Raw genomic sequence first — 673 nt, 5'->3', positions numbered from 1 at the left:
CTATTCATATGGTGAATGCTTTCTCTGTCGCCAATGGTGTTGTGATGGGACAACTTAAAACCGATGCGAAGTCCAATGAGATCACTGCTATTCCTGAGTTATTAGCCCTATTGGATATTCAAGGAGCATTGGTAACCATTGATGCTATGGGCACTCAAGCCGATATTGCCCATACCATCATAGACAAAGGTGCAGACTTCCTGTTAGCAGTCAAAGGCAATCAAAGTGCTTTACATCAGCTCGTAAAAGATACCTTTGGAGCTCAGCCAGATGATGCAATAAACCTCACTCAAATCGAGGCGCAGCGTGGCCGAAAAGAATATCGAGAATACCAAACCATAGATGCTCCCAAGGAGCTGATTGATGCCAAATGGCCGACAATACAAACCTTTGGCAAAGTCATTAGCTATCGAGTACACAAAGGCAAAGGAACGCTTCAGACGCGTTACTACATCAGTTCCGCCATATTATCGGCTGAAGAATTAGCCTACGCTGCTCGTGGTCATTGGGCTGTTGAAAATCAGCTTCATTGGGTGCTGGATGTGACTATGAATGAGGACGCCTGTCAGATATCCCGAGGCGATGGTGCAGAAAACCTCGCAAGATTGCGTCAGGCTACCGTCAATATTCTCAAAAAAGAACCGAGCAAATTAAGTCTTCGCCGAAAGAGACG

Annotated in this window: 1 protein-coding gene; it reads left to right on the top strand. The window is 45.6% G+C overall.

All coding sequences use genetic code 11. The features are described from left to right. The coding region (locus AB4238_RS20290) for an ISAs1 family transposase (RefSeq protein WP_372035209.1) at positions 1 to 673 on the top strand (673 nt) is incomplete at both ends.

The sequence above is a fragment of the Shewanella sp. 10N.286.45.A1 genome, assembly GCF_041470405.1.
Taxonomy (GTDB): domain Bacteria; phylum Pseudomonadota; class Gammaproteobacteria; order Enterobacterales; family Shewanellaceae; genus Shewanella.
This window is presented reverse-complemented; position numbering and strand designations above follow the sequence as displayed.